Raw genomic sequence first — 22,185 nt, 5'->3', positions numbered from 1 at the left:
AGAAAGGAGAGGTTATATTGTTTTCAGTATTACTAAAGTTAAGCTGGTTTTTTAGAGAGCATTGGAAAAGGTATAGTATTGCAATTGGGGTACTTTTAATTGTAAACGTGATAGAGGTAATTCCACCGAAAGTGTTAGGAATTACAATTGATAATATTAAAACGGGAGCCTTAACGAATGAGGCGATTATGCAATATATTCTTATTTTACTTGGGGTAACGATTGTTGGGTATGTACTTACTTTCATTTGGCAGCACCAACTATTTGGCGGTGCGTTCGTACTTGAGAAAACGATGCGTTCAAAATTTATGGGGCATTTACTTAAGATGACACCGACGTTTTATCAAAAAAATCGTACTGGCGATTTAATGGCGAGAGCGACAAATGATTTAAAAGCAATCTCCATGACAGCTGGTTTTGGTATATTAACGCTCGTTGATTCTAGTCTATATATGCTTACAATCGTTTGTATGATGGGCTTTTCAATTAGTTGGCAGTTAACATTTGCTGCGCTTATACCGCTTCCGATTATGGCGTATGCGATGAATAGATACGGAAAGAAGTTGCATGAAAGATTTACAGTCGCGCAAGATGCGTTCGGGGATATGAACGATAAAGTACTTGAATCAATTGCGGGTGTACGCGTTATTCGTGCGTATGTACAGGAGAATGCTGATCAAGAAAGGTTTCATCATTTAGGAGATGACGTATACGAGAAAAATATGAGAGTAGCAAGAATCGATGCATTATTCCAGCCAACTGTAAAAATGCTCGTCGGTCTTAGTTATTTAATTGGTTTAGTGTACGGTGCATATCTCGTATTCCAATCAAAGGTGACACTTGGTGAGCTCGTTTCTTTTAACGTCTATTTAGGGATGATGATTTGGCCGATGTTTGCAATTGGTGAATTGATTAATGTTATGCAAAGAGGAAATGCGTCGCTCGACCGTGTAAATGAAACGTTAGCTTATGAACCGGATGTAAAGAATCCGAAAGATCCAAAGGTTGTACAAGAGCCAGATTACATTGAATTTGATAATGTTACTTTTTCATATCCTTCATCAATTGAAACAAATTTAAAAAATGTTTCGTTCTCATTAAAACAAGGAGAGACACTTGGCGTTGTTGGGAAAACAGGAAGCGGGAAAACGACGCTCGTTCGTCAGTTTCTTCGTCAATATCCACTTGGGGAAGGGGATATTGCGGTTTCTGATGTGAAGCTAGATAAAATTACGAATGATAACGTACTTGGCTGGATTGGGTATGTACCTCAGGAACACATTTTGTTCTCAAAAACAGCGAAGGAAAATATTTTATTCGGAAACAGAGAAGCGACTGAAGAAGAACTTGAAAAAGCGATTGAAATAGCTGCGTTTAAAAAGGATTTAGAGTTTTTACCGGAAGGTTTAGAAACGCTTGTTGGAGAGAAAGGAGTTTCTTTATCAGGTGGGCAAAAGCAAAGGATTTCGATTGCGAGGGCTGTTATTCAAAATCCGGAAATTTTAATTTTGGACGATTCTTTATCAGCTGTTGATGCTCGTACTGAAGCGGCAATTATTGAAAACATACGAACAGAAAGAAGCGGGAAGACGACGATTATAACGACGCATCGTTTGTCAGCAGTGCAGCATGCTGATTGGATTCTCGTTATGGATAACGGTGAGGTTATTGAAGAAGGCTCGCATGAAGCGCTCGTTCGAAATGGGGGCTGGTATGCAGAGCAGTTCGAAAGACAACAAGGTGAAAGTGAAAGTACGGATAGTGGGGTGAAAATATGAGTGTTTCAAAACGATTGTTTCAATACGCGATGAAAGTAAAAGGGCCGATTTTTGCAGCGATGGCGATGCTATTTGTTTTCGTTATTGCAGAACTCGCGGGTCCTTTCGTCGCAAAAACGATGATCGATGAGCATATCGTTGGAATAGAGAGACCCTGGTATGAAACAGAAAAGAGTGAGGATGCTGTTTCATATAATGGCGCCTTTTATAAGCGAAGTGATCGCTTTGAACAAGGTGAGCAAAAAGGGAAAGAAGTCCGAGTGATTCAAGTTGGTTTTCAGTACTATTTTGTACCGAATAAAATAACGCTTGAAGGAACTCGTTCTGTTAAGGGTGATGTGCTTACAGTACAAAGTGGTAAGGCAGTGCAAGTGTATAAATCGAAAGCCTTAACGAAAGAAGAAGTATTTGCGTTTTATAAACCAGAAATAAATAGGTTATTACTACTTGGCGGTGGATATTTCGCTTTATTAGTAGTCGTATCATTATTTGCATACGGAAAGCAGTTCTTCTTACAGAAGGCGGCAAACAAAATTATTCAAATTATGAGGGAAGACGTCTTTTCCCATATTCAAACGTTGCCAATTCGTTATTTTGACCATTTACCAGCAGGGAAAATTGTATCGCGTGTAACGAATGATACAGAAGCGATTCGTGATTTATATGTAACAGTGCTTGCGACATTCGTCTCTAGTATCATCTATATTATCGGGATTTTCGCTGCGCTATTTTTACTTGATGTAAAACTGGCGGCACTATGCTTACTCATCATCCCAATTTTAATTGTTTGGGCGATTATGTATAGAAAGTATGCGTCTGTATACAATCATAAAATGCGTTCGCGTTTATCGGATATTAACGGAACAGTGAATGAATCAATTCAAGGGATGCCAATTATTCAAGCATTTCGTCAAGAACATGAAACGAAGAAGGAATTTGAAGAGTTAAATGGTGATTATTTTAAATATCAAAATAAAATTTTAAATTTAAATGCAGCAACTTCGCATAATTTAGTGTCTGTATTAAGAAACATCGCTTTTACAGGTGTAATTTGGTATTTCGGTGGTGCTTCATTAAGTGCTTCTGGCCTCCTTTCTCTAGGGATACTGTATGCTTTCGTCGATTATTTAACGAGATTGTTCTCGCCAATTACGAACATGGTGAACCAACTTGCTAACTTAGAGCAATCGCGTGTTGCATCAGAGCGCGTCTTTGAATTGCTAGAGGAAAAGGGAGAGGCAGTAGAAGAAGAACGTATGCCTCGCTTAACCGGAAATGTGAAATTCGATAATGTTTCGTTTTCTTACAATGGAAAAGATGAAGTATTAAAAAATATTTCTTTTGAAGCGAAACAAGGGGAGACAGTGGCACTTGTCGGTCATACTGGATCAGGAAAAAGTTCCATTATGAATGTGCTCTTTCAGTTTTATGAATTTCAAAAAGGGAAGCTTACGATTGATGGTCATGATGTAACAGAGATGCCGAAACAAGCAACACGTGAACATATGGGAATTGTATTGCAAGATCCGTTTTTATTTAGCGGGACAGTGGCATCCAATGTAAGCTTAGAAAATGAAAAAATTTCAAAAGATCGCATCGTAAAGGCGTTACGTGATGTTGGTGCGGAAAGGTTTGCGAACAATATAGATGAAAAAATTACGGAGAAAGGAAGTACACTTTCAACCGGAGAACGTCAGCTTATATCGTTTGCTAGGGCACTTGCTTTTGATCCTGCTATTTTAATTTTAGATGAAGCGACTTCCAGTATTGATACAGAAACAGAAGCGATGATTCAACAAGCGCTAGAAGTTGTGAAGAAAGGACGAACGACGTTTATTATCGCTCATCGTCTTTCAACAATTAAGAGCGCTGATCAAATTATTGTGCTTGATAGAGGAACGATTTTGGAAAAAGGTTCCCATGATGAATTAATGAAAAAGCGCGGGCGTTATTACGATATGTATAAAACGCAAATGGAAGGAAACCAGAGTGCTTAATTTTTAGAAGAACTTGCGATTTTCGCAAGTTCTTTTTTGATAGGATTGTCCGCTTAGAAGTTAATATATTTCACCGGCTGAAAAACTTATAAATAAGTAGGTATTGTTTTACCTTTTTCTTTATAAATGCTATATTAAAAAATGTTACTTATTTTTTGTATGTAGCGCTATTTTTCCATTTTGTTTGATTATGAAGAAAAAGGTTAAACTAAATAAGAACATTTTCATTGAAAAATTGTTCGAAATTGCATACAATCAATATAGTTTTTAAATTCCTATCAGAATACTTGGAGGACTACTATCATGAAAAAATTATTTTCAGTGCTTGCAGTAACTACATTAGCGATTGGGATTGTAGCGGGCTGCGGTAAAGAAGAGAAAAAAGATACAGCTAATCAAGATGCATTACAGAAGATAAAACAAAGCGGTGAGCTTGTAATTGGTACAGAAGGTACATATCCACCATTTACGTTCCACGATACAAACGATAAATTAACTGGGTTTGACGTTGAATTAGCAGAAGAAGTTGCAAAACGTTTAGGTGTAAAGCCTGTATTTAAAGAAACACAATGGGATAGCTTACTTGCAGGAATAGATGCAAAACGTTTCGACATGGTTGCGAACGAAGTTGGTATTCGTGAAGATCGCCAAAAGAAATATGACTTCTCTAGTCCATATATTTCTTCTTCAGCAGCATTAGTTGTTGCGAAAGATAAAGATAAACCTGCTACATTTGCTGACGCAAAAGGATTAAAAGCAGCACAATCTTTAACAAGTAACTACGCAGATATTGCTAAGAAAAATGGTGCGGAAATCACAGGTGTAGAAGGATTTAGCCAAGCAGCAGAATTATTAAGTTCTGGCCGCGTTGATTTCACAATCAATGATAAATTATCAGTGTTAAACTATTTAGAAACGAAAAAAGATGCAAAAATTAAAATTGTAGATACAGAAAAAGAAGCGTCACAAAGTGGATTCTTATTCCGTAAAGGTAGCGACAAACTTGTACAAGAAGTAAATAATGCGTTAGAAGATATGAAAAAAGATGGTACGTACGATAAAATAACGAAAAAATGGTTCGGTGAAAATGTATCTAAGTAGCGCATTGATGTCAGATCGATTGTCTACTTGGATAGATATTATGCAGACTTCCTTCGCGCCTATGCTGAAGGAAGCTGTCTTTACGACAATTCCGTTAACGCTTATTACATTTGTTATCGGTATTATACTTGCGACGTTAACAGCGCTCGCACGTATTTCAGGTAGTCGTATTTTACAATGGATTGCTCGTATCTATGTATCTATCATTCGCGGAACGCCACTTCTTGTACAGTTATTTATTATTTTCTATGGTCTTCCAACTCTTAATATTGAAGTTGAGCCATATACAGCAGCAGTTATTGGATTTTCATTAAATGTAGGTGCATATGCATCTGAAATTATTCGTGCTTCTATCCTTTCAATCCCGAAAGGACAGTGGGAAGCAGCTTACACAATTGGGATGACATACCCGCAAGCATTAAAACGTGTTATTTTACCACAAGCAACACGCGTATCAATTCCGCCGCTTTCGAATACATTTATTAGTTTAGTGAAGGATACGTCATTAGCGTCGTTAATTTTAGTAACAGAAATGTTCCGAAAAGCGCAGGAAATTGCGGCAATGAACTATGAGTTTTTAATTGTTTATTTTGAAGCAGGTCTAATTTATTGGGTAATTTGCTTCTTATTATCTATCGTGCAACAAATATTAGAAAAACGTTCAGAACGTTATACTCTAAAATAACCCTTTCATAAAAGGAGTTTTTGTTTTTATGATTTCAATTCAACATTTACAAAAAAGTTTCGGAGATAATACCGTATTAAAACATATAGACCTATCAGTTGAGAAGGGCGAAGTGGTTGTTATTATCGGGCCATCTGGATCTGGTAAAACGACATTCTTGCGTTGTCTCAACGTGTTAGAAACGCCGAACGCTGGTAACATTCGCATCGGCAATAAAGAGCTCGATTTCTCTCAAAAAGTATCGAAGAAAGATATTGTAAATCTTCGTACGCAAACAGGTATGGTATTCCAGCACCATAATCTATTTCCTCATTTAACAGCAATTCACAATGTAATGGAAGGGCTCGTTACAGTGAAAAAGATGGGGAAAGAAGAAGCGAAGAAAAAAGCAAACTATTTCCTTGAAAAAGTTGGTCTTGCGGATAAAGTAGACTTATATCCGTTCCAATTATCAGGTGGACAACAACAGCGCGTTGGAATCGCTCGTGCGCTTGCGATGGAGCCGGAAGTTTTACTATTTGATGAACCAACGTCAGCACTGGATCCTGAGCTAGTTCAAGAAGTTTTAAAGGTTATGAAAGAACTTGCTAAAGAAGGAATGACGATGGTCATTGTAACGCATGAAATGCGCTTTGCTCATCAAATTGCGAACCGTGTTATTTTCATGGATGGCGGTGTCGTTGTCGAACAAGGTACACCGGAAGATGTATTTACAAATCCAAAAGAAGAACGAACGAAGAAGTTTTTACAAATGTTGCAATAAATTAAGGAAGGTCTCAAGGCATATGCCTTGAGACCTTTTTGCCATATATATTTATTTTTGGAATCCGCCAAGGCTTTGCTCAGCCATTGCAACTAGACGTTTTGTAATTTCTCCACCAACAGAACCGTTAGCGCGAGCCGTAGAATCTGCTCCTAATTGTACACCAAATTCTTGAGCGATTTCGTACTTCATTTGATCGATTGCTGCTGTTGCACCTGGTACTACTAATTGATTGTAAGAACTTTGGTTTGCCATAGGAATATATCCTCCTTAGAGTTATAAAAATTTTTTTGGTTGGACTAGCTGGATTTGAACCAGATTATCGCCCCGTTTGGCGCTAATCCATCGGTAATTAAGTTTGTACTCATAGTATGGATGTTACCTAGAAAGATATACAAAAAAATAATTTGTAAATTTTGTAAAAAATATTTCATCATTTCGTAAATTATGAAATAAGAGTAATCGTTGTATTTTTAAGAAAGAAGGCTAAACTAAGAGCGAAATCATATGCGTTTTTTTCTTTGTATAACCAGCTTGGCTTACTTAACTTATGATTTGTTAAAGTGAGACAAATTCCAGTTTAGTAAAATGAAATTTAAATTGGGAGCAACTACATAGTTCTGTTTTAACCCAGGATGGGGCAGAAAAAGGAACTGACCGCGTCTATGCACGGCTAGATGCTCTCTTTAATCTAAAAAAGAGGCTTTTAAACGAAAATGTAATTAAAGTGAGAAAAATTAAAGCTTAGTAAAATGAAAATTAAATCGGGAGCAACTACATAGTTCTGTTTTAACCCAGGATGGGGCAGAAAAAGGAACTGACCGCGTCTATGCACGGCTAGATGCTCTCTTCAATCTAAAAAAAGGCTTTTTAATTGTTTTTAAACGATAACGTATGGAGGAATCATGATGGGAATTTGCCCGCTTTGCAACGCGCTAGAATCACAAACATATTCTTGTCAAAATTGCCAAGGTATACTCCAAGATTATGGGAAAACTGTAGATTACATAGACGATTACAGCGCATATATGGATCAAGAATTATTAAGTGCAGTAGACGGTTTAACACATAATAATTCACAGGAGTATTGCAATCATGTTTTTTATTGCGGAGTATGTAATGTGGAAACAGAAGTTGTAGTGAAGCTCGTTTAAATAAAAAACTTCCACCTTATGAAGGAGGTGGAAGTTTTTGTTTTTGTATTTGTGAGTTAATCATAGGGGAAGGGATGTTTTCGGTATGTGACGAAGGATCTGATTTTATTTGTGACATTTTTTCTTTCTTGTCGCGCAAAGAGTGTTCAGTTAAATAGATGGCATATTCATAAAATAATTGGCGCGTAAGTTCACTTTGTTCTTTTAACTTTTCATCTTGGAATACAGTTCGCCCCGGTTTAGAATTTGCTTCAAATAGCCACGGGTTTTCCGTGGTGTCTAAACCAATGTCAAAACCAATTTCTCCAATGTTCCCGGTTACTTGCCCATCAAGTGCATAACTGATTTGTAAGGCTGTTTGTTTTAGTTTATTTTCAATTTGAACTTGCTTTGTTGAATCAGGAAATAGTTCCTGAAGTAATTTCGTATCACCGCCGCTATTTACGTGAGTTGTTAAGCTACCTTTGCCGGCGATTTTTGCGACGATTGCACTGACTACCCAATTACCAAAATGGTTTTTATTTGTATGAATGCGAAAATCGACGGGTTGCCCTTCGAAGCGGAGCAGTGAGATACCTTGTTGTACGATAAACTTTTTTAAATCATGTCCTTTTAACACATGGTTAAGAAGGGCTTCTAATGATTGATACTTTCTTAGTTTGTTTTGTTCATTTTCACGATAACGACAATAGTAGCAATTATCAGTTTGAGAATAGAGTATTTGATGAATATTTCTTCCGAAGCTACCGTGTATTGGTTTCATATAAATGTACTTATACGTACCGAGAAGTCGTTCTACTTGTTCAAAATGTTGAAATACTTCTGTATTTGGTAAGAATGGTTTAATTGAATCTTCTTTCATTAAAAGTTGATGCACTTCCCATTTATTGAAAAATCCCGGATTAAACCACGGAATCGCATAGTCGCTTTCTAAACGTTTTTTTGCTCTTACGATAGGTTTGTAATTTTCTGCTTGCCGATTTGGTAATCGGTCGTAAATGACATTTGGTAAAGGGACTTTGTTTTTTACCCATTTTCCTTCTTGAAAGAAGTACCCTTCAATTGTTTCCTCTTCCCAGTTTATATGTTGAATGCCAAAGACAAATACAAATGGCTGCAATGTGAATGGTGGTGTTAATAACTCACTGAGAGAGATGGAACGACTTCCTAAAGGAGAATTAGAATCATCGTTAAAGCCAGTTGTGAAAATCCCGATTAATGGGCCGAAAACAATGGTTTGATTGTGTAAGAAGGCATGGATTGTTGCTGAATGCGGTAGTAAAAGATCGGCTGCAATCTGTTCGCCAATAATAATTTCTCGCGTGAATGAATAATGAATTTTAATATTCTCACATGTAATATAACGTAAGCCAAAGAAAAAGGATGTAATTGGTGGTGTAATAGAAAAAACGTAAGGTAAAGTAATACTATTTGGATGCTCATCTGAAATACTTAATGTATATATGTGCTCTTTCAACGGGGATTTCCTCCTTTCGTTATGGTGTAAATCGGCTAAACTTTAATGGACCATGAAAAATTTGTTCAGCCAGTTCGTCGTTGTACCTAGTATAAACATCGTAAGAAGGCATCGTATTGACGTACATAAGCCAAATGGCACCTTTTTGATCCATAATGGTAGAAAGCTCTAGTTCAAATAATGAAGAATAGGACTGATCGAGTGTTTTAAACACTTCATTTACAACATCATGTAAAGCATCTTTTAATAATTGAACGCCAGTTGGAGAAAGTAAATATTTAATTTTAGAAAATGGATGTAACATAGAACGTTCTGTTGCTGAAAGTAAAAATTGTGCTGGGAATGAAGATTTTTGTATAAATTGACCGAGCACTTGCCAATTCTGTTCTTTATTTTTTTGCATAATGGTTCGAATATGAATCGGATATGATAGTTGATTTGGAGGTTGTAACATTGGATGAATCATATAACGGAATGAGTGTATGTTCGATTTGCACCATGATATAAATTTATCTGTTCGTTTGAATTGAGTAGAAGTATGATGTTGTTCATTTATTGTATCGATATGAAATGTTTTATTTTTGTAAGTGGCCCGATATAAATTTTCATTGGAGTGTATATTGATTGGTCTTATAATAATATCTCTTGTTTCTAGTAGTAATTTAAAAATTCCTTGTACTGTTCCTTTTATTATTTTTGGTACGTAAGGGGAAAGACGTTTATTAGTAAGAAAAAGATTGTGTAAATCGCTTGGGTTAATAAGTGTGTTGTTTAAAAAAGTAGTGGAAGAACGTTTGTGTAATGAATGAATAATCGCATTTGCTTGTTGGAATTCCTCATCCTCTTTGAAATGACAACGATCATATATATATGAAGGAATGGGAAAGGTTTGATCTATCCAATTTCCTGTATCTGTATCGTAAATAAGACCAGAAACAAGATCTGTCTTTGAATCAATGCTAAACGGTGTGAATTGGGCAACGACGTTATGATAAAGACGAGCTCGCTTAGCGATTTCGGTGTAATACGTTTGCTCGTGATGGAGCCCGGAAGTTAAAAGACCAAGAACCAACGAAATCACTCCTTTAGTAATAAGATGTTTGCATTATAGGCGAAGCTATATATTGCAAATACGTTTTTATACCATTATACTTTTGTCCGTATGATGATATGCTATAGTTTTGGAGAAGTGAAAGGTTGATTGTGATGAATATATGGTTAAATATGTTAATAACGACAGGGCTCGGGGCAATTATTGGAGGATACACAAATCATTTAGCGATAAAAATGTTATTTCGTCCTCATCGTCCTATTTATATTGGGAAGTTTCAGGTTCCATTTACGCCAGGGTTAATTCCGAAGCGCCGCGATGAGCTTGCTGTTCAATTAGGTAAAATGGTTGTAGACCATTTGTTAACACCAGAAGGAATCGGAAAAAAACTAACAAATAAAGATTTTCAAACCAGTTTAATTCGCTGGACACAAGTGGAAGTTGATAAAGTAATTACAAATGAACAGTCGTTACGGGATATGTTAGAAAAATGGAATTTAGAACATGTAGAAGAAGAGGCGATCGGGAAAATCGAACATGTTATTACAGAAAAAATTCATGCATTTTTAGCAGAGTACTATACATATACATGGGAACAGGCGTTACCTCATTCTGTTCATGAAAAAGTAGAGAATGCGATTCCGAATGTAGCATCTTTTATTTTAAAAAGAGGAATTAGCTTTTTGGAAAGTGAAGAAGGAAAGGAACGCCTTTCAAAAATGATTGATGACTTTTTCGCTTCCAGGGGAACGCTGCTTAACTTAGTTGGTATGTTTTTAGGGAATGTAAGTTTAGTTGATCGCGTGCAGCCGGAAGTCATTAAGTTTTTAGGACAAGATGGAACAGAGCGTCTGTTAACTGATGTACTGCAAAAAGAGTGGGAAAAGTTAAAAGGAAGAGACGTAAAAGAATTAGAAACGTTCGTAGAGAAAGAAATGATTGTGAACTCCATATTGTCAGCGGTTAAAGTAGAGGAAACAGTGAGTAGATTTTTAAATCAGTCTGTTCAGCAAGTATGTGAGCCAGTGCGAGAAACAATCGTTGGAAAAGTGGTCCCTAGCGCAGTAGAGAAAGGCTTGAAGTGGGGGACAGAAAATGTGGGAAGTATATTGGGAAATCTACAGCTTGCGGAAATTGTCCAGCAAGAAGTATCTACATTTTCAACAGAGAGACTAGAAGATCTCGTATTGTCCATTACAAAAAATGAGTTAAAAATGATTACATATTTAGGGGCGTTATTAGGAGGAACAATTGGATTTATTCAAGGGTTGTTACTCTTGTTCCTTAAGTAATAAAGATGGGTGCATAGAAATAAAAGTGAAATTTCTTCCCATCTCTTGCATAGTTTGATATGGTAGGAAGAGGTGCGTATGTAAATGCACTTAAAAGGCAGTGCGAGCGAAAAGCGCTAGCCTTCTAAAGGAGGAAAAATAAAATGACAAAAAACATTCATGATGTTGCATATGAATTACAAAAAACAATCGCTGAAAACGAAGATTTCCAAACATTAAAAGCAAGCTACGCAGCAGTACAAGGAGATGCAGAGTCAAAGAACTTATTCGAAGAGTTCCGCGCGATGCAACTTGGCTTACAACAAAAAATGATGCAAGGCCAAGAAATCACTGAAGAAGACAACCAAAAAGCACAAGAAGTTGTAGCTCGCATTCAACAAGATGCAAAAATCACAAAGTTAATGGAAACTGAGCAACGTTTAAACATCGTTATCACTGACGTTAACAAAATTATCATGAAGCCACTTGAAGAATTATATAGCGCGCAACAAGCGTAATGATAGAAGACGCTCCTAGTATGGGGGCGTTTTTTTGTGTAGGAAATTTGATAGTCCTTCCACAAAAAAATCCCCTTCAAAATAGCCATGTGTTAGTGACTGTTTTGAAGGGGATATATGATGTATCTTTCAATTTCTCTTTTACATATATAATTACTTGTTGAAATACTCAGTTCTAATATTTTTTTCTTTCAAAAACTTTTCAATTTCTTTTTGCTTCCTACCATTAACTTTCTCAAAGCGTTTTGTAAAAGAAAAATCAGTTTTGAATAAGTTACCATCTTGCGCGATTTTGTCTAATTCGTGCTCTAGTTCTACTGAAAGTGCCGTAGATGCTGAAATGAATTCATACATTTCTTTCGAAGGTTTTTTGTAATCATCAGGGATCGTATTGTTACTAATAAAATCATGGAAATTCGCATCATTTTGTTGCGCTAAATCTACTAGTTGCTTTAATTTCTCTCGGTCGGATTCCGTGACATTCTCGTCAGACATAGATGATGAAAGTGGAACGATGTTTTCGTCTAACTCTCCGCTATAATCTAAATAAGTTTTTATATTTTGTTTCATTTCGTTTTCGTTAATCGTTTCATTCTTTTTTGAGGAAGTGAATATAGTTTCTGGAATTTTTATCGTTACATCTTTAATAGATTGCACATCGTTTTCTTCCTTAGGTTGTGCACTGTTTGAACAAGCTGATAGAAATAAAATTGTAAGTAACATGAGTAGATATAAAGTATACTTCTTCATTTTAATCTCCTTTTATATTCATTATTATCTTTGTAAAATAGCTATATTCCATTTCAAATACTTTACTAAAGTTGCGTATAGATGTTTTACCATTTGGTAAGATATGACGGATATGAGTAAACCGCTGCAAAAAGCGATGAACACATTATAAACATCGGAATAACTAATTTGATGAAATCCTTTAAAAAAGCCTAACCCTATTAATAAAATAGGTGAAATGATTAATAATGGAGTGGCAATGATAAGGGCTAGAAGAATCGGTAATAAAAAGAGTAGTACGAAAAAGGCGATAATGATAAAGGCAAAGTTTAAAACACTTAAGCTCATAACAGAAAATAGTGCGGTTATCATATTTTTGAAGCTTCGTTTATTGTCCGCGTTTTGTATTGCATAGGAAACATTAAGTTCTTTAGCAATAGTTTTAGGGTCTCCTAGTTTTCTAGCAATTTCTTCTTCACATTTCCCATCCTGTTTAGCACTGATAAAATGAGTTTCATACTCTGAAATAATATCTTTCTTTTCTAAACTAGGCATATTCCGCAGGGAAGAACTAAGTTGTTCCAAAAATTCACTTTTGTTCATAACAATCACTTTCCTTTATAAAATGATGAATTACAGCTGAGAATCCTATCTTTTGAAAAGGGGGATACGAATTACAAAGTTCGTTCCAATTATTGGGCATTCCAATATTTACAAATATATCATTTAGTAGTGTTCTTTGCAAGGTACTATAATCTTATTAATACTGTGATTAGATGGGATTTTTTCGTGCATTTTTAGAGGAGATATAAAAATATTATTTTAGGATAAACAAAGGGTTGTAAGCGTATTCCTTAGAGGTTGTCAAAAAACTGTCAAATTCATATCGTTGGAAAAATAATGCATTTGTACTATAATGATAAACGAGATATATTACACTATGTTAATTAATGTGGTGAAGTATATAAAATTAAAATCTTTATTACACACATTATGAAATAAAGGGATGATTAGTTTGAGTACAGGTGTAAAAGCAAACGACGTGAAAACAAAAACAAAAGGAGCAGATCTTGTTGTTGATTGTTTAATTAAACAAGGTGTTACACATGTTTTCGGTATTCCAGGAGCGAAGATTGACTCTGTATTTGATGTACTGCAAGAAAGAGGACCAGAGTTAATTGTTTGTCGTCATGAACAAAATGCAGCTTTTATGGCAGCTGCTATTGGTAGATTAACAGGGAAACCGGGCGTATGTCTTGTAACTTCAGGACCAGGGACATCAAATTTAGCGACAGGTCTTGTTACTGCGAATGCGGAGAGTGATCCCGTTGTTGCTTTAGCTGGTGCAGTTCCGCGTACAGATCGATTAAAACGTACGCATCAATCTATGGATAATGCTGCATTATTCGAACCAATCACTAAATATAGCGTAGAAGTCGAGCATCCTGATAATGTACCAGAAGCACTTACTAATGCATTTCGAAGTGCTACTTCTACAAATCCAGGAGCAACACTTGTAAGTCTTCCGCAAGACGTTATGACTGCGGAAACGACAGTAGAATCTATCGGTGCGCTTTCTAAGCCACAGCTTGGAATCGCTCCCACAAATCATATTGAATACGTAGTAGAAAAAATAAAATCAGCAAAATTACCAGTTATTTTACTCGGTATGAGAGCAAGCACCAATGAAGTAACGAAAGCAGTTCGTGAGTTAATTGCTGGTACAGAACTTCCTGTTGTTGAAACATATCAAGCAGCTGGTGCAATTTCACGTGAGTTAGAAGATCATTTCTTCGGCCGCGTTGGATTATTCCGTAACCAACCAGGTGATATTTTACTAGAAGAAGCGGATTTTGTTTTATCTATCGGCTATGACCCAATTGAGTATGATCCGAAATTCTGGAATAAACTTGGCGATAGAACAATTATTCACCTTGATGATCACCAAGCAGATATCGACCATGATTACCAACCAGAGCGTGAATTAATTGGCGATATCGCTTTAACTGTAAATAGCATTGCGGAGAAATTACCGAAGCTTGTATTAAATACGAAATCAGAAGCAGTTTTAGAACGATTACGCTCGAAATTATCAGAGCAAGCAGAAGTTCCAAATCGTGCTTCAGAAGGTGTTACGCATCCACTTCAAGTCATTCGTACACTTCGTTCTTTAATTAGTGACGATACAACCGTTACATGTGACATCGGTTCCCATTCTATTTGGATGGCGAGATGTTTCCGTTCTTATGAACCACGTAGACTATTATTTAGTAACGGTATGCAAACGTTAGGTGTTGCACTTCCTTGGGCAATTGCTGCTACTTTAGTTGAGCCGGGTAAAAAAGTTGTTTCAGTGTCAGGTGATGGTGGTTTCTTATTCTCTTCGATGGAGTTAGAAACAGCGGTACGTTTAAATGCGCCTGTTGTACATCTCGTTTGGAGAGACGGTACATATGATATGGTTGCGTTCCAACAAATGATGAAATACGGTAGAACATCAGCTACAGAGTTTGGCGATGTTGATCTTGTGAAATATGCAGAAAGTTTCGGAGCAATAGGTCTTCGTGTCAATACACCAGACGAATTAGAAGGTGTATTGAGAGAAGCGTTAGAAGCAGAAGGTCCTGTCATTATTGATATTCCAATTGACTACCGTGACAACATTAAATTAAGCGAAAAATTATTACCAAACCAATTAAACTGATGGGGGCATGAGTGAGATGACTGTTGCGCAATTAATTGATATTGATGCAAAAAGAACGAAAATGAGTAATGAAGTATATCAAACATCTACCATGCTTGCGCTATTAGATGGTATATACGATGGTGTTATTAACTTTGAGGAATTGAAAGAACGTGGTGATTTTGGCATCGGTACATTTGATCAATTAGATGGTGAAATGATTGCGTTTGATAATGAATTTTACCATTTACGTTCAGACGGTTCAGCGGAAAAAGTAGAACCGGAAGAAACAACACCGTTTGCGACTGTAACGTTTTTTGAAAAAGAAATGAGTTATAAGGTAGAGCGTCCGATGAATCGTGAAGAAGTGGAAGCATTATTACATGAGTTAATGCCAAGTAAAAACTTATTTTACGGTATTCGAATGGATGGAACGTTCCGTGAAGTAAGAACGAGAACTGTTCCAAGACAAGAAAAACCGTATACGCCGCTCGTTGAAGTGACGAAATCACAACCGATCTTTTCATTTAAAGATACAGAAGGTACGCTAGCTGGATTTTGGACACCAGATTACGCGCAAGGTATTGGTGTAGCTGGTTTCCACTTACATTACATTGATGATGAAAGAAGCGGTGGCGGACATGTTTTCGACTATGTTGTAGAAAACTGTACGATCCAAATTTGTCAAAAAGCTCATATGCATTTAGCACTTCCTGAAACAGCTGATTTTATGGCAGCTGAATTATCAAGAGAAAACTTAGAGAATGATATTGCGACCGCGGAAGGTGCGGAGTAAAAAGGAATCGAAATTATGTATTCTCTATATAAAGAACCGAAGTCTTGTTCAGGCTTCGGTTTTTTTCATTGATTTGCAATCTTCGAGTGAAATTCCCCTATCCAATTTCACTGCACCGCCTCATTATGTTTCTTTTGTAAAATGAAAACTCAATTTTGAAGCAAAAGAAATATAAATTTCTCTCCAAACATATACATCAAAAGGATAGGGGGGATATGATGGAAAACTCCATTACTATTAGTTTATGCATGATTGTAAAAGATGAAGAACAAACTATATCAAAATGCTTAGAATCGGTTAAAAGTGTTGTGGATGAAATTATTATTGTAGATACAGGTTCAACAGATGGTACAAAAGAAATTGTGAAGAAGTACGACGCGAAAGTTTATGATTTTCAATGGATTGAAGATTTTTCAGCGGCACGAAATTTTGCGTTTTCTAAAGCTACAAAAGAATATATTCTTTGGCTAGACGCAGATGACATAATAGATACGGAAGATATAAAGAAATTGTTGCAGTTAAAACATACGTTAGATCGTAGTACGGATGCAGTATCTATGAAATATTATTTAACTTTTGATATAGAAGGAAATCCAACACATTCTTTAAGGAGATATCGATTAGTCAACAGAAGTAAAAATTTTCAATGGTATGGATTTGTTCATGAATATTTAGAGGTGTATGGAAATCTTATAAATAGTGACGTAGGGGTAAGTCATAAAAAAGAAAAAGCATATACTAATCGTAATTTGAAAATATATGAAAAACATCTTGAGAGTGGAAAAGAGTTTAGCCCCCGCGATGTGTACTATTATGCAAATGAATGTAAGGATCACAGATTATTTGATAAGGCTGTTAAGGGGTATTCTAGGTTTTTGGATGAAGAAAAGGGTTGGGTTGAAGATAACATTCAAGCTTGTTTAAAAAGAGCCGAATGTTATTTAGAATTGGGGGACTTAAAAAAATCTATACAGTCTTGTTTACAATCATTTACGTATGACACGCCTAGAGGAGAACTTTGTTGCCACTTAGGACGTGTATTTTTGCAACAAGGGGAATATTCTAAAGCGATATATTGGTACCATGCAGCAATTGACGGGCCACGACCAAAGGATTCGCCGTTTGTCCGAGAAGAGTGTCATACATGGTTGCCGCATATTCAACTATGTATTTGTTATGATCGAATAAAAGAATATGAAAAGGCAATTTATCATAACGAACAAGCTGCACTGTTCATACCTAATAATCCGAGCATTGAATATAATAGAAAATATTTTGATAGTTTATCGGAAAAATAATATTTAATAATACTAGATAATCATTTTGGCTGCTGAGAGGAGTTTGATTCATGCTCACAAGTATAATTATATTGACTCATAATCAATTACAGTATACAAAAGAATGCATCCAAAGTATTAGAACTTATACAGTGGAACAAGAGTATGAGTTAATAGTTGTGGACAACGCGTCAACAGATGGTACTGTAGAATGGTTACAAAAACAATCGGATATTATGCTAGTGGAAAATGCGGAGAATATGGGTTTTCCAAAGGGATGCAATCAGGGAATTAAAGAGGCAAAAGGTGACAATATTCTATTATTGAATAATGATGTGGTCGTAACTGAAAATTGGCTAAGCAACTTAATTCGGTGTTTATATGAAAGTAAGGATACTGGAGCGGTAGGGCCCATAACTAATAATGCCGCTTACTATACTGCTATACCAACCTTTTATAAAGATATTGAAGGAATGCAGAAGTTTGCAACTTTATATAATCAAAGTGATAAAGATAAATGGGAAGAACGTATGAAATTAATCGGATTCTGTATGCTTATAAAAAAATCAGTGTTAGATGAAGTTGGATTATTAGATGAACGATTTACACCGGGGAATTATGAAGATGATGATTTGTCACTAAGAATGTTTGAAAAAGGATATAAACTGTATTTATGTAAAGATACATTTATTCATCACTACGGAAGTGTCTCATGGAAAGAAGATAGTATGAAATTTTCTGTAGTTTTACATGCAAATAATATAAAATTGTATGAAAAATGGGGATTTTATGGTGAAAGTTTATACATTCATTATGATTTACTAGCAATTGTAGATCGATTTGCGCCTGATCAAGTGAATATTCTTCATATAGGAGCTGGATGTGGTGCAACTTTATTAGAAATGAAAAGGCGTTATCCGGCAGTTCCCATATTTGGAGCAGAAATTAATGAAAAAGCAGCAGCTCTTGCAAATAGGGTAGCTCCTACAACTTCTGCTGAGTATGACAAGTTACATGAGGTATTTACAGATGAAAAATTCCAGTACATTTTGTTATCACATCCTATTGAGCCAGCGAAATTACCGCAGGTCATACAATCTATGTCACAACTTTTAACGCCAACAGGAACTTTCATTATGTCGAAATTCAATTTGGATAATTATTATGCATTAAAAAAATAATGCTTTTAAGATTTTCTCTTTGGAGATGAGCTGTATTTGGCAATGTTGGAGGAACAACGGTTTCTTTTATAGAAACAAAACCGAAATCCGAGCCCGGATTTCGGCTTTTCGACGTGTGATGAATTACGAAAAAAGAGCTATCCTATAAGTTGGTTTCACTTACTTATAGGATAGCTTCTTTATTTTGAAACAAACGGATGCTTTTCATAATAAAACCGCCATGGATAGTGAACGGCTTCTTCTGCATAATCAATATTAATACGAGGGCCAGCTATTATGTTATGTGTGGATGATAAATGGTCTTCTTCAGGAACTAATTCAATATGTAACGTATCACTTTGTAATGATACGCCGCGCTCTTCTAAAGTGATTCCGAGCGCGCGGCATAGTTTTCCGGGGCCATTTGTTAAGTTTTTATACTGAGCTTTCGTAATGTCGGTTTTGTTGTAGCGCGCTAGTTTCATGTCTTCGATTCCATCTACAGGTTCAAGAGCACGAATGAGAACTCCTTGCGGGGTGCCGATTGGTGCTGTAATTACGTTAAAGCAATGATACATGCCGTAAATCAAATATACGTAAGCATGTCCGGGTGCACCGAACATTACTTCTGTTCGATCAGTCCGTCTGCCGCCGTAACTATGAGCGGCCTTATCATCTGGACCTTTGTATGCTTCTACTTCTACAATAATTCCGCTCCGCTTTATGCCGTCTACAATATGAACGAGTTTATGTCCGAGTAACTTCTTTGCGACCACTAATGTATCGCCTTCATAAAAAGAAGGTGGTGCCTGCATTGTACTATCTCCTTTGCCAGTTGTATATGTATATAGTAAACCAAATTTTCAGTAGTAATTCTAACTCGTTCTATTTACTACATTTATTTCATAAATTATGGATAGAGTACAACAGCGAAGAGGGGGAGTGCGACATGATTTATCGCTTACTAGCTCTTAATATAGATGGGACACTACTATACAACAACGGAAAAATCGCAAAAGGGATACGAGAAACAATTGACTTTGTGAAAAGAAAAGATGTATACGTTACATTATTTACGAATCGTAATTTTCAATCTGCTCATAAAATAGCGAAGGCGTTAAAATTAGATTCTATATTAGTTACGCATGGCGGTGCTTTCGTTTCAGCATCGTTAGATAAGCCGTTCGCTCAAAGGAGATTATCTGAAGAGAAAACCTTTAATATCGTGCAAGTGTTAGAGCATTTTGATTGTAATGTTCGCATTTCTCATGAACGATATTCAATTGGGAATCGTGAGAGAAATACACCAAACTTAATTGCGCGTACTGTATTATCAAGCGCAGATCCATTATTTTATCCGGTTCAATTTGTAGATTCGCTAGGGGATGCACTGCGTGATCATCCATTAGCTGCGCCAAAAATTGATATTGTTTTCCATACGAAAGGTGAAAAAGAAAGAGGGATGAATACGTTAAGAAAGGCATTTCAAGATGTAGAGTACGTTGAGTGTGATGAAAGACGTATAGAAATTCTCCCTCAAAATGTATCAAAACTACGTGGTTTACAATTACTTGGGGAGCATTTAAATATTAACCTTAGTGAAATGGTTGCGATTGGAGATAGCATAGAAGACTTAGAGGTAATTGAAAATGTTGGGCTTGGGGTAGCGATGGGGAACGCTCCTGTAGAATTAAAGCAAGCGGCGGACTGGATTACACGTTCTAATACTGAGAACGGCGTAGAGTACATGATTAAAGAGCATTTTCGTAAGCAATTCCCGCTTCCTTTTTTAAAGAATCATAAACATACACCGAAACGATGAAAGAAAAACGTAGCTTTTTGGCTACGTTTCTTTTCTTTTTTTATGCTTCGATTACTTTCAGCATTCTATTTAAAAATGCAGCAGCTTCACCACGTGTTGCTGTGCCTTTTGGTACAAACTCGTTTCGCTCGTTACCTTTTACAATTCCATATGCATAAACGTTTTGTAATGCTTTTTTATCGTATGCTAAGTCCTGGTCAGTGAATGGTAATTTCACTTCTTTTGTATAAATCCAGTAGTAATCTAGTGCACGGTCAATCATAATAACAGCTTCATCACGTGTTATTGTAGCATTTGGATCAAATTTATTATTCCCACGACCATTAATTATACCTGCGCTAGCGGCACGGTTAATGCCATCTACTAAAGACGGATGTGCTTCGTTTAAGTCCGTAAATTTAGAATTTCCACCAGGTAATTTTAAAGAGCGCGACATTAAATTTGCAAACTCCGCACGTGTTACAAGGCGATTTGGCCAATAAGAACCATTACCGTCACCGAACATAATGTTTTTAGCTGCTAGTTGGCGAATGTCTTGTTCATACCAGCCACCTGTAATGTCGTCTTTTTCATGCGTAACTTCTCCAGGGATATCTTCTTTATTTGTATGATGTTCATTATAGTAAGCGTTTGTTCCCTTTAAGAAAGCATCCCATTGTCCGCGTTGAATCATAAATGCAGGACAGTTTTTTCCGCTCCAAAATTGGTGCTTTTGAACGTGATCTAGTGAGATATTTAGTTCATTCATTAAATAAGCAGCTAATTTCCGGGCGTTTTCTACTGCTTTAGCATAATCGCCATCGCTGTTTACAGCAATTTCAATTCCAATAGATTCATAATTTCCAGTTTTATCTCCAGCATGCCATCCAACTTCATTTAATGGAAGGTGTTGATAAATTTCTTTATCATCGACAGTAAAATGCCAAGATGCTGAACGATCAGTGTTTCCACGTGCTTGACTATCTAAGTACTTTGCGTGATTTAAAGCGTTAGCACCTTTGCTCGTATTAGCAGTTTCATGAATTGTAATGTATTTTGGATCCATTGCGTATCCAGGTCGAATGTTTTCATTACCTTTTGGGACAATCATTTCTTTAAATGTCACACCATAAATATCACTTGTATATAAATTTGCGGGAGTTCTATATAGATTTTTATTTTCCGTTGAATCCTGATTTTCGAATAATGATGCTTTCGTACCTTCAAATTTAGCTGAAGGTGCGTAAATCCATTTTGATGTTTCGTTTAATTGAATTTTAAACCAATTCCCAGACTGTTCGATAGGAGTGAGTGTTTGTGGTTGTACTTTGTTCTCTTCTTTAAATGATTCGAAAGGAAGTGAATATGTAAAACTCTCTTCCTTTATAATTAATTTTTTGTTAGAGAGTTTATGAATCTCTTGTACTTCTAAACTATTATCATCATTATTGATCCAGCCAGAACTAGATGCAGTTTGTACATAATATGCATTATCTTTTTTCTTTGTCGCCTTTACGACTTGTTCGGTAACGTCAATATTTGTTTTGTTCTGTAAATTATTCGAGTCATATAGTGGAAGTTTTTTTGATAAATGGAGAAGATATTCACCATTTATTTCAAGGTGACTCTCTTCATCATGTCGATGTTTTTTTGCATGTTCTTCAATGCTTTTTAAAGCTTGTTCATCAGTAGATAATTCCGTGGTTTTCTCTACATTTTCTGCGAATGAATAAGTAGGTGCTACAAAAGTTTGTAGTGCAAGAGAGAGTGCTAAAATGTTGTAAAACTTTTTTTTCATAGTTGTTTTAACACGTTAGGTTTTTAATCTCGTGTTAACAGGCCTCCTTTATATGTATTTAAACTAGTAGTTAGTACTAATACGTTTTAGATTGTAACAAGGACATATTATAATGTCTATACAACTAGGAGATGTTTACGAAAAAT

At 36.1% G+C, this 22,185-nt stretch carries 20 protein-coding genes; 13 read left to right on the top strand and 7 right to left on the bottom strand.

Annotated features, from left to right (window positions below; all coding sequences use genetic code 11):
• Nucleotides 1-17 precede the first annotated feature (17 nt).
• The 5 genes from NSS74_RS19430 (at nucleotide 18) to NSS74_RS19410 (ending at nucleotide 6,324) form a co-directional block, all read left to right on the top strand.
• Entirely contained in the window at nucleotides 18-1,778 is a 1,761-nt protein-coding gene (locus NSS74_RS19430) for an ABC transporter ATP-binding protein (RefSeq protein ID WP_002140514.1), read from the top strand.
• Nucleotides 1,775-3,775 (top strand): ABC transporter ATP-binding protein, encoded by a 2,001-nt coding sequence (locus NSS74_RS19425; protein ID WP_002140515.1) that lies wholly within the window; start codon nucleotides 1,775-1,777, stop codon nucleotides 3,773-3,775. The genes NSS74_RS19430 and NSS74_RS19425 overlap by 4 nt, the downstream gene beginning before the upstream one ends.
• Nucleotides 3,776-4,078: 303 nt before the next feature.
• Nucleotides 4,079-4,876: an amino acid ABC transporter substrate-binding protein gene (locus NSS74_RS19420; protein ID WP_340814124.1), complete on the top strand. Its 798-nt coding sequence runs from the start codon at nucleotides 4,079-4,081 to the stop codon at nucleotides 4,874-4,876.
• Nucleotides 4,863-5,561, top strand: a complete 699-nt coding sequence (locus NSS74_RS19415; protein WP_012260384.1) for an amino acid ABC transporter permease — start codon at nucleotides 4,863-4,865, stop codon at nucleotides 5,559-5,561. The genes NSS74_RS19420 and NSS74_RS19415 overlap by 14 nt, the downstream gene beginning before the upstream one ends.
• A 28-nt stretch (nucleotides 5,562-5,589) precedes the next feature.
• Nucleotides 5,590-6,324: an amino acid ABC transporter ATP-binding protein gene (locus NSS74_RS19410; RefSeq protein WP_002010843.1), complete on the top strand. Its 735-nt coding sequence runs from the start codon at nucleotides 5,590-5,592 to the stop codon at nucleotides 6,322-6,324.
• 51 nt (nucleotides 6,325-6,375) lie between these two features.
• On the opposite strand, the gene sasP is transcribed toward NSS74_RS19410, so the two are convergent.
• Nucleotides 6,376-6,579 (bottom strand): small acid-soluble spore protein, SasP family, encoded by a 204-nt coding sequence (sasP, locus tag NSS74_RS19405; protein ID WP_000013349.1) that lies wholly within the window; start codon nucleotides 6,577-6,579, stop codon nucleotides 6,376-6,378.
• A 653-nt stretch (nucleotides 6,580-7,232) separates the two neighbouring features.
• On the opposite strand from sasP, the gene NSS74_RS19400 reads away from it, so the two are divergent.
• Nucleotides 7,233-7,478, top strand: coding sequence for a hypothetical protein (locus NSS74_RS19400; RefSeq protein ID WP_002087367.1), 246 nt, complete (start codon nucleotides 7,233-7,235; stop codon nucleotides 7,476-7,478).
• A 16-nt stretch (nucleotides 7,479-7,494) separates the two neighbouring features.
• Here the strand turns inward: NSS74_RS19400 and NSS74_RS19395 are convergent, their stop codons facing one another.
• The gene (locus NSS74_RS19395) at nucleotides 7,495-8,955 is read right to left on the bottom strand and encodes a YheC/YheD family endospore coat-associated protein (RefSeq protein WP_002030012.1); all 1,461 of its coding nucleotides are present in this window, start codon (nucleotides 8,953-8,955) and stop codon (nucleotides 7,495-7,497) included.
• 19 nt (nucleotides 8,956-8,974) lie between these two features.
• Entirely contained in the window at nucleotides 8,975-10,027 is a 1,053-nt protein-coding gene (locus NSS74_RS19390) for a YheC/YheD family protein (protein WP_002140521.1), read from the bottom strand.
• A gap of 125 nt (nucleotides 10,028-10,152) precedes the next feature.
• Between NSS74_RS19390 and NSS74_RS19385 the strand changes: the two genes are divergently transcribed.
• Nucleotides 10,153-11,298 carry a DUF445 domain-containing protein gene (locus NSS74_RS19385; protein ID WP_088038591.1) on the top strand — a complete coding sequence of 382 codons (1,146 nt, stop codon included), beginning with the start codon at nucleotides 10,153-10,155 and terminating at the stop codon, nucleotides 11,296-11,298.
• 143 nt (nucleotides 11,299-11,441) lie between these two features.
• Nucleotides 11,442-11,795: a YlbF/YmcA family competence regulator gene (locus tag NSS74_RS19380; protein ID WP_002125511.1), complete on the top strand. Its 354-nt coding sequence runs from the start codon at nucleotides 11,442-11,444 to the stop codon at nucleotides 11,793-11,795.
• A gap of 153 nt (nucleotides 11,796-11,948) precedes the next feature.
• On the opposite strand, the gene NSS74_RS19375 is transcribed toward NSS74_RS19380, so the two are convergent.
• Nucleotides 11,949-12,545, bottom strand: coding sequence for an NDxxF motif lipoprotein (locus NSS74_RS19375; protein ID WP_002188460.1), 597 nt, complete (start codon nucleotides 12,543-12,545; stop codon nucleotides 11,949-11,951).
• 24 nt (nucleotides 12,546-12,569) lie between these two features.
• Nucleotides 12,570-13,127 (bottom strand): HAAS signaling domain-containing protein, encoded by a 558-nt coding sequence (locus NSS74_RS19370; RefSeq protein WP_016101739.1) that lies wholly within the window; start codon nucleotides 13,125-13,127, stop codon nucleotides 12,570-12,572.
• Nucleotides 13,128-13,539: 412 nt separating this feature from the next.
• Here NSS74_RS19370 and alsS point away from each other — a divergent pair, with 412 nt between their 5' ends.
• From alsS to NSS74_RS19350, 4 genes are all read left to right on the top strand, one after another.
• Complete coding sequence (gene alsS / locus NSS74_RS19365; protein WP_002125517.1) at nucleotides 13,540-15,228, top strand: acetolactate synthase AlsS; 1,689 nt, start codon at nucleotides 13,540-13,542, stop codon at nucleotides 15,226-15,228.
• Between the two features lie 16 nt (nucleotides 15,229-15,244).
• Nucleotides 15,245-16,003 (top strand): alpha-acetolactate decarboxylase, encoded by a 759-nt coding sequence (gene alsD / locus NSS74_RS19360; protein ID WP_002140528.1) that lies wholly within the window; start codon nucleotides 15,245-15,247, stop codon nucleotides 16,001-16,003.
• Nucleotides 16,004-16,221: 218 nt separating this feature from the next.
• A complete protein-coding gene (locus NSS74_RS19355; RefSeq protein ID WP_002140529.1) occupies nucleotides 16,222-17,301 on the top strand; it encodes a glycosyltransferase in 1,080 nt (359 codons plus the stop codon).
• Nucleotides 17,302-17,351: 50 nt separating this feature from the next.
• On the top strand, nucleotides 17,352-18,461 hold the full coding sequence (locus NSS74_RS19350) for a glycosyltransferase (RefSeq protein ID WP_078176315.1): 1,110 nt from the start codon (nucleotides 17,352-17,354) through the stop codon (nucleotides 18,459-18,461).
• A 179-nt stretch (nucleotides 18,462-18,640) separates the two neighbouring features.
• Here the strand turns inward: NSS74_RS19350 and NSS74_RS19345 are convergent, their stop codons facing one another.
• Nucleotides 18,641-19,255: a DNA-3-methyladenine glycosylase gene (locus tag NSS74_RS19345; RefSeq protein ID WP_033729802.1), complete on the bottom strand. Its 615-nt coding sequence runs from the start codon at nucleotides 19,253-19,255 to the stop codon at nucleotides 18,641-18,643.
• A gap of 134 nt (nucleotides 19,256-19,389) precedes the next feature.
• Here NSS74_RS19345 and NSS74_RS19340 point away from each other — a divergent pair, with 134 nt between their 5' ends.
• Nucleotides 19,390-20,262: a Cof-type HAD-IIB family hydrolase gene (locus tag NSS74_RS19340; RefSeq protein WP_340814119.1), complete on the top strand. Its 873-nt coding sequence runs from the start codon at nucleotides 19,390-19,392 to the stop codon at nucleotides 20,260-20,262.
• Nucleotides 20,263-20,302: 40 nt separating this feature from the next.
• On the opposite strand, the gene NSS74_RS19335 is transcribed toward NSS74_RS19340, so the two are convergent.
• Nucleotides 20,303-22,039, bottom strand: coding sequence for an S-layer homology domain-containing protein (locus tag NSS74_RS19335; RefSeq protein WP_340814118.1), 1,737 nt, complete (start codon nucleotides 22,037-22,039; stop codon nucleotides 20,303-20,305).
• Between the last annotated feature and the right edge of the window lie 146 nt (nucleotides 22,040-22,185).

Source organism: Bacillus sp. FSL E2-8868 (assembly GCF_038005505.1).
Classification (GTDB): Bacteria; Bacillota; Bacilli; order Bacillales; family Bacillaceae_G; genus Bacillus_A; species Bacillus_A mycoides.
Note: the sequence above shows the minus strand (reverse complement) of the source record. Positions and strands in the feature narration are given on the sequence as shown.

What these genes read in the sequence shown, in the direction of transcription:
- NSS74_RS19425 (WP_002140515.1), top strand. Translation starts at nt 1,775, where the DNA reads ATGAGTGTTTCAAAACGATTGTTTCAATACGCGATGAAAGTAAAAGGG.
- NSS74_RS19420 (WP_340814124.1), top strand. Translation starts at nt 4,079, where the DNA reads ATGAAAAAATTATTTTCAGTGCTTGCAGTAACTACATTAGCGATTGGG.
- NSS74_RS19415 (WP_012260384.1), top strand. Translation starts at nt 4,863, where the DNA reads ATGTATCTAAGTAGCGCATTGATGTCAGATCGATTGTCTACTTGGATA.
- NSS74_RS19410 (WP_002010843.1), top strand. Translation starts at nt 5,590, where the DNA reads ATGATTTCAATTCAACATTTACAAAAAAGTTTCGGAGATAATACCGTA.
- sasP (WP_000013349.1), bottom strand. Translation starts at nt 6,579, where the DNA reads ATGGCAAACCAAAGTTCTTACAATCAATTAGTAGTACCAGGTGCAACA.
- NSS74_RS19400 (WP_002087367.1), top strand. Translation starts at nt 7,233, where the DNA reads ATGGGAATTTGCCCGCTTTGCAACGCGCTAGAATCACAAACATATTCT.
- NSS74_RS19380 (WP_002125511.1), top strand. Translation starts at nt 11,442, where the DNA reads ATGACAAAAAACATTCATGATGTTGCATATGAATTACAAAAAACAATC.
- NSS74_RS19375 (WP_002188460.1), bottom strand. Translation starts at nt 12,545, where the DNA reads ATGAAGAAGTATACTTTATATCTACTCATGTTACTTACAATTTTATTT.
- NSS74_RS19370 (WP_016101739.1), bottom strand. Translation starts at nt 13,127, where the DNA reads ATGAACAAAAGTGAATTTTTGGAACAACTTAGTTCTTCCCTGCGGAAT.
- alsD (WP_002140528.1), top strand. Translation starts at nt 15,245, where the DNA reads ATGACTGTTGCGCAATTAATTGATATTGATGCAAAAAGAACGAAAATG.
- NSS74_RS19355 (WP_002140529.1), top strand. Translation starts at nt 16,222, where the DNA reads ATGGAAAACTCCATTACTATTAGTTTATGCATGATTGTAAAAGATGAA.
- NSS74_RS19350 (WP_078176315.1), top strand. Translation starts at nt 17,352, where the DNA reads ATGCTCACAAGTATAATTATATTGACTCATAATCAATTACAGTATACA.
- NSS74_RS19345 (WP_033729802.1), bottom strand. Translation starts at nt 19,255, where the DNA reads ATGCAGGCACCACCTTCTTTTTATGAAGGCGATACATTAGTGGTCGCA.
- NSS74_RS19340 (WP_340814119.1), top strand. Translation starts at nt 19,390, where the DNA reads ATGATTTATCGCTTACTAGCTCTTAATATAGATGGGACACTACTATAC.
- NSS74_RS19335 (WP_340814118.1), bottom strand. Translation starts at nt 22,039, where the DNA reads ATGAAAAAAAAGTTTTACAACATTTTAGCACTCTCTCTTGCACTACAA.